General features: G+C 43.4%; 6 protein-coding genes. All 6 read right to left on the reverse strand.

Annotation, left to right across the window (positions count from 1 at the left end; genetic code table 11):
* Positions 1–197 precede the first annotated feature (197 nt).
* The gene (locus RMY64_RS16960; protein WP_322700655.1) at positions 198–740 is read right to left on the reverse strand and encodes a hypothetical protein; all 543 of its coding nucleotides are present in this window, start codon (positions 738–740) and stop codon (positions 198–200) included.
* 227 nt (positions 741–967) lie between these two features.
* Positions 968–1726, reverse strand: a complete 759-nt coding sequence (locus RMY64_RS16965) for an isoprenyl transferase (protein WP_322686387.1) — start codon at positions 1724–1726, stop codon at positions 968–970.
* A 44-nt stretch (positions 1727–1770) separates the two neighbouring features.
* On the reverse strand, positions 1771–2709 hold the full coding sequence (locus RMY64_RS16970) for a ferritin-like domain-containing protein (RefSeq protein WP_322700656.1): 939 nt from the start codon (positions 2707–2709) through the stop codon (positions 1771–1773).
* 198 nt (positions 2710–2907) lie between these two features.
* The gene (locus RMY64_RS16975) at positions 2908–4125 is read right to left on the reverse strand and encodes an ABC transporter permease (RefSeq protein WP_322686385.1); all 1218 of its coding nucleotides are present in this window, start codon (positions 4123–4125) and stop codon (positions 2908–2910) included.
* Between the two features lie 32 nt (positions 4126–4157).
* Positions 4158–5627, reverse strand: coding sequence for an efflux RND transporter periplasmic adaptor subunit (locus RMY64_RS16980; RefSeq protein ID WP_322700657.1), 1470 nt, complete (start codon positions 5625–5627; stop codon positions 4158–4160).
* A 396-nt stretch (positions 5628–6023) separates the two neighbouring features.
* On the reverse strand, positions 6024–6371 hold the full coding sequence (locus RMY64_RS16985) for a Uma2 family endonuclease (protein WP_322700658.1): 348 nt from the start codon (positions 6369–6371) through the stop codon (positions 6024–6026).
* Positions 6372–6651: the final 280 nt, after the last annotated feature.

The following is a 6651-nucleotide window of genomic DNA, read 5'->3' on the forward strand; positions in this document are numbered from 1 at the left end:
ATTTCCATAAGTCTGATTTTGTGATATACGAATATAGGTATTGAGCCGAGGATTTCGGCTCAATACCTAATAAAGAATAATTGACTCAAAAAAATTAAGAGGCTGCGATCGCTGCTAAATTTGGGTGTAGGCTAAGATTCGGCAAGAAAACAGCATATTGTAGTTCACGATTTCTCTGATTGAGATATTTCAAGTATTCAATCCCACCAATAGGCAACAACCACCGCATCACAATCTTGGTGAACATCCTCACCCCATAACGCCCCTTCCAATCTAGTTCTCAGTCGGCGCTTCAGGCGGAAACCATAATCTTCATTCGTGCCATCACTTACCTCTACTGAATCAGCTCGCCATTTTTTGCCTAAGTCTAAAAGCTCAGACACTTTTGTATCTTGGTTCTCTGTCAGAATGTACAGTGTATCGGCAGGATAGGCAACGAAATGAATGATGCTGGTTTCAGGCATGGGACGATAGTTTGCCATTGCAAGTAGGGTATCGACCATACCACCAAAGCTTAAACCGTTTTCATCTGGTGCAAAGATTGGTTTTGTGAATAGAAAGCTTGACCATAAATTTCTGTGGTTGGAAAGGTCAGTAATCACTTCTTTGCCATCAAACTCATTGAACCGACGCTGCCAAACCAAGCCAGCGAAGAGTTCTTGGGGAGAATAGGATTCCGCAATCGATTGGATTTTGCCTAAATCAAGCATCACATTTACGGTAAGTAATATTTTTAACAAAACATTTGTAACTACCCTTGCAGTTTATTTACCCAGTGCCTGCTATTCTTATAGTTACTTCGGTCTGTCATAGCAGATAGATTATCCTCGATAATGTTTTATTTGTGAGCGCTCATATACCATCGTGGTAATGTGGGTGCTTTTACTTTATCAACAAAGGCAGAAGGCAGAAGGAATATTGCCCTCTGCCTCCTGCCTTCTTCTGGTGATGTCTGGTGTTTGGTACACTAAGCTGATAATGAAGCTTTGACTTGACCAAAACGGCGATCGCGATTTTGATAGCTCAACAAAGCTTGATGAAATGCTTCTCGATTAAAATCTGGCCAAAGAATATCGGTGAAATACATCTCTGTATAAGCCATTTGCCATAAGAGAAAATTACTCAATCGCATCTCACCGCTAGTACGAATCAGTAAATCGGGTTCTGGAGTGTCTGCTGTGTAGAGGTGTTGCTCTACAAGACTTTCATTCACTTCTTGGGCGCTAAGTTCGCCCTGTTGCACGAGTTGAGCTACTTGACGACAAACTCTGGTAATTTCGTTGCGGCTACCGTAATTGACTGCAATAGTAAAGTGGATTGCTTGATTGTTCAATGTCTCTGTCATTGAACGTTCCATTTCCATTTGTAGAGACTTGGGTAAAGCCGATAAATCTCCAATAAACGAGATACGTACTCCTTCTTGATGCATCTGAGCCAACTCGCGGCGTAGTAATCGCTCAAACAAATGCATTAGAAAATCCACTTCTTCAACAGGACGCTGCCAATTTTCTGTGGAGAAAGCGTAGGCTGTCAACGCTTTGATTCCCCAATCTTTGCAGCAACGCAATAGTTCTTTGAGCGTTCTTGCTCCTTGGCGATGTCCAGCAATGCGCGGTAATCCTCGACTGGTTGCCCATCGGCCGTTACCATCCATGATGACGGCGATATGTTGGGGGATTTTTTGGGGATTTAAATCTATGGGTAATTTTGATTTGTCATTTGTCATTTGTCACTTGTCCTTTGTCTTTTGTCATTTGTCTTTTGTTTTTACTAATGAGTAGTTTCAAATAAATTTTGTAAGTACTCTGGTGTGAGGGTGTTGTTCCAACTCCACAAGCGATGCATTGTGTAGGTGAAGGTAAATAGGAGAGTTATTTTGTTGGTTAATGACCAAGCATTCCAGTTGAGTGTACCCATCATCCGGCGAAGAGTACGCATGAGGTTGTTACGCTGATAGTTTGGCGATCGCGTTTTAATCAGGGTGCGTCCAATTCGCATCAACCCAGTATCAGGGAAAGCCCAGACTCCAAACCCCCAGAATTTGGTCATGTGGTTGATTTCATCCTGCGCTAGTTCCTCTAGAACATCCTGGAGTGCGCCTGTGGTGTGAGCCATCAACCAAATATAAAGACAAGTTGCACCGTATTCTGTAGCAATGCGGTGTAAACCGTGGCGATATAAGTCTTCGTGAGGGTCATCTGTAGGGAGATAGCTTCTAACAGTACGAAGTTTTGGGGTAATTTTCTCGCCTGTTAATTGGGTGTAGACTTTGATTAATGCGGGTGTGTGCTGACGTTCTTCCTTTTCCCACAAACCAAGTTCTAGCAATTCGTCATCTTTACCGACAGTTCCACCAACAAACCGAGCCATCTGAGGATGCAATTTTTCCAAATACTGCCGACTGGTTTGGGTATAACCGCGAATGGGTGCTTCTGTATCCATCGCACCGATCGATATAGATAAAAATACCTCTGCGTCTAAGCCGATAATTTGATTGCGGTTAATTGTCTGCCAGTCGATGTGTTTCCAGGGACGCGGTTGGGGATTGGCAAACTGTATCGGTAAATCTTGCAGACGATCGTGTAGTTTTTCGACTGCAATATATTTGTCTATGAGGGAACGAATGCGCTGCTGTGTTTGCAAGTAATGAGGACTGAGATAGCTTTGACCTGCTAAATCTTCTGCAATTGGGCTGAGGGTATTAAGCATATTTTTATACTTAAGTTTTTATCTCTATGCCCAATAGCCTAAGCGATCGCACTATCGTTTGTCAGTCGGCTGAAGTCGGCAATTTTATGCGATCGGGTTGCAAAAGTCGGAGGAAAAGTTGGTTAGGGAACTCCAACAAATAAATTATCCAATCTTGTGAGGTAGTCCTCACAAACGCATTTTTGGGTTGGCAGACTACTAGGCACTTCTCAAAGCCACAATCGGGTCGAGTTTAGCAGCGCGACGTGCAGGAACAACGCCAAAGAATAAACCAATACCTCCAGAGACACCAACAGCCATAGTAATGGCTACAGGAGAAAGACTCGCTTCCAAAGGAGTCAAGGCTCCCACTAATAGGATGCCACTGACACCAACCGCAGTCCCAACTAAGCCCCCAGCCGCAGAAACAATCACTGCCTCAATGATGAACTGTAGCAAAATATCTTGCTCAGTTGCCCCGATCGCTTTTCGCAATCCGATTTCTTGGGTGCGTTCGGTGACGGAGACGAGCATAATATTCATAATGCCAATGCCGCCAACAAACAAGGATATGCCGGCGATCGCAGCTAGCATAATTGTCAATGCACCTGTAATTTGACCGACAGTTTGCAAAGCATCTTTCTGGGTGCGAAGAGTAAAGTCATCTTCACCATTAATTTTGTGTCTTAGACGCAGCAAATTAGTAATTTGAAATTCTGCTGCATCCACACTATCGGAATCACGAGCGGCAGCAACGAGATAATCTAAGGCGATACCATAAGGAGAATTTTTGCCCACAAGTCGGTTTGCTGATGTGGTGATTGGTATTAAGGCAGCATCATCATAATCTGCTCCCACGCTGGAACCTTTTGCTGTTAACGTCCCAATTACTTGAAAGCTGGTATTTCCAACTCGCAATTGCTGTCCTACAGCGTTACTATTACCGAATAGTTTTTCTGCCAAATCTCCACCCAGCACAACGACTTGGTTACTTCGCTTGATGTCTATCTCAGAGAAAAACCTGCCTTTAGCAGTTTCAAAATCCCGCACTGATAAAAAGGAGGGAGTTGTGCCAATGATGTTGACATCGGTATTTCTGTTGCGGTATGTAATTACCTGTCTTCTGTTTAACTCTGGTGCAACTCCTACTACTGTTGGTACTTGAGAAGCGATCGCATCCGCATCTTGCAACACCAGAGTTTTTGGCACTTCAAAGGAGATTCGCTGAGTTTCTCGATTACCTGGCAGTACAAATAGCACATTTGGCCCTAGTGACTCCAGCTGTTTATTAACGTATTTTTGTCCACCTTCACCAATGCCAATCATCGCAATCACCGAAGCGTTGCCAATAACTATACCCAGCATGGTGAGGGCACTACGCAGCTTATTTGACAGCAGGGTTTTCCCCGCCATATTCATGCTTTCAAGGAAATTCATATCTTATATAATTACGAATTACGAATTACGAATTACGAATTATTCTGTTCTTTTGCCTTCTCAATTTTGTAATCTTTGGGTGGGTTAACAAAAATGCGATCGCCTGCTTTAACTCCCTCTAAAATCTGAGTTTGGTCTTGAATTTGTGCCCCGACTGTAACTTCGCGGAACTGGGGTTTATTTTTTGCATCGGGTACGAGTACGCCAGTTTTCCCCTTTTCGGTGACAATTGACACCGTTGGTAATACCAAGGCATTATTAACGCGATCGCCTAAAAAAGTCAGATCCACATTTAAGCCAGAACGCAGTTTATCTATGCCAGTATCGATAGCAACCCGCACCTGAAAGGATGTCACACCTTGTTCCACCACTGCTTCGGGAGCAATCAGACGTACATGACCTTTAAAAACTTGGTCGGGATAGGCATCAGCGACAATTTCCACCTGCTGTCCCTGTTTGATTCTGCCAAGATCGGCTTCGGGAACTTGAGCTAATATTTCTAAACCGCGTGCTACAGCAACAATTGAACTGGAAGTTGCCGATGCACTAGTAGATGCCGAAGTTGTGGGTGTAACAAATGCACCTGGTTCGGCATACTTTTGGGTAACAATTCCCGACAAAGGAGCGCGAATAATAGTATCTTCCAACTGCACTTGTACACCCTTTAACTGAGCCTCAGCAGATGCTACAGCGGCTTGACGCTGGACAATTTCTTCAGAACGGGTTCCATCTTCTAACAGTACCAATGCTGCCCGTGCTTCGTTAACAGCGGCTTGGCGTTGGTCGATTTCTTCACTGCGAGTGCCAGTTTGGACTAACGAGAATCGTTTTTTAGCTTCTTCTAAATTGGCTCTAGCACTTTTGTCATCGCTGATGGCTTGATCGAGTAATTGTTTATTCTCTGCTCCCTGTTCGTATAGGTATTGATAACGCTTTACCTGTTCGCTGGTGTAATTCACCCTTGCTTGAGCTGCATCTACTTGGGATTGAGATTGAGCAATCTCTTGAGGACGATTACCAGCCTTAGCCGCAGCTAATTGGGCTTGAGCTTGTGCTAATCGGGCCCTTGCTTGAGCGATTTCTTGAGGACGACTACCAGCAAGGGCTTGGGCTAGCTGTGCTTGGCTTTGGGCTAAGTTAGCACGGTACTGGCTCCTTTGAGCCTCAATACCGGCACTATCCATGCGGGCGAGAATTTGCCCTTGTTGAATGCGATCGCCTTGTTCCACGTATAATTGCGATAGCACTCCGGGATTCTTCGGACTAATATTTACGCTCTGAACTGGCACGACTTTGCCACTAGCTGTAATCCGCAACGTCACGTTTTGGGCTGCAACTGGCACAGTTAGTTGAGCAATATCTTCTTTGTTTGTCCCTTGGTTTACCAAGGTGTAAGTTGTTATAGTACCCACAACCAAAGCACTCCCCGCTATCAGCCCAATCAGCCAGCGCGATGGATGCTTAACTTTGCCAATAACTGGAATTTCTATGTGCGTAGCCATATTATAGAAGCCTGTAAATCTTGCTGTATAAGAATATTTTTTAGTTAGAGGACAAGTGGAGAGTACGGAGTTGTTAAAGCTTTAGAATTAAATTTTTATGAGTTAACTAACAACTAGACGCATAATTAGCTTCACAGTTGCTTAATCTTACTTCATACTAGGCATTCGTATTTCTGTATGTCTTCACCTGAAAGGGTGACTTTAGCCACAGCATATTAGTGCAATTCTGAACTATTCGTGAGAAACAAGATTCCCGACTTTTTTGAGAAGGTGGAAATCTACGGCTGGCAATTCTCACAAATCAGATAGGATTGCTATAGTGCGATCGCGCTTTAATTGCTTTGTATCCTTTGCTTTTTTCCTACTCCCCATTCCCTACCGCAAAGCAGTTTGTAATTATTGCTGAAATTGGGTTAATAACCAAGCACCAACTTGGCTTTGATTTCTTTGACGAGTTCGCCCTAATGCATCGTTTAATAAAGAAATTGCTAATCCTGGTAATACCTGAGATTCTGTAATCCGCCTACTACCTTGGTTTTCAATAGCAAAAGCCATAACTTGGGCATTCTGGACATTTAAAATCCAGTATTCTTTCACTCCTAAATCTTCGTATAAAAGTCGTTTTTCACCTCGATCGTCAGCAAGTGAGGTATTAGCCACTTCAATAACTAAATCTGGTGGTGAATATATATCTAAATTGATGATAGAAGTGCCGTAGGGAATGACATCAGCATTTTCACCAATATACTAAGACACATCAGGTTGAGCTTCCTTAAAGCCTGTTTTCCGATATGTACAATTATCCTTGGCATTTAGAGCAATGCCTTTAATGCTCGCAAATAAGTTAACAGCAAAGAGAATAATTGCATGGTCGCTGGCATGGTCATTCCCGATTGCGTAGATTTCAATCCTCATCTGTCCGTTGTGGTAGTAGCCCTTGGCTTTTTCGTAGGCAGGATTTTCAATTATTTTGAAATCGCTAGTATCCTACTACCGTTTAGGGTGCTGTTTACCAAGCCAGTCT

This window comes from Nostoc sp. DedQUE08 (assembly GCF_034530895.1).
In the GTDB taxonomy this organism is placed as follows: domain Bacteria; phylum Cyanobacteriota; class Cyanobacteriia; order Cyanobacteriales; family Nostocaceae; genus Nostoc.

What these genes read in the sequence shown, in the direction of transcription:
- RMY64_RS16965 (WP_322686387.1), bottom strand. Translation starts at nt 1,726, where the DNA reads ATGACAAATGACAAATCAAAATTACCCATAGATTTAAATCCCCAAAAA.
- RMY64_RS16970 (WP_322700656.1), bottom strand. Translation starts at nt 2,709, where the DNA reads ATGCTTAATACCCTCAGCCCAATTGCAGAAGATTTAGCAGGTCAAAGC.
- RMY64_RS16975 (WP_322686385.1), bottom strand. Translation starts at nt 4,125, where the DNA reads ATGAATTTCCTTGAAAGCATGAATATGGCGGGGAAAACCCTGCTGTCA.
- RMY64_RS16980 (WP_322700657.1), bottom strand. Translation starts at nt 5,627, where the DNA reads ATGGCTACGCACATAGAAATTCCAGTTATTGGCAAAGTTAAGCATCCA.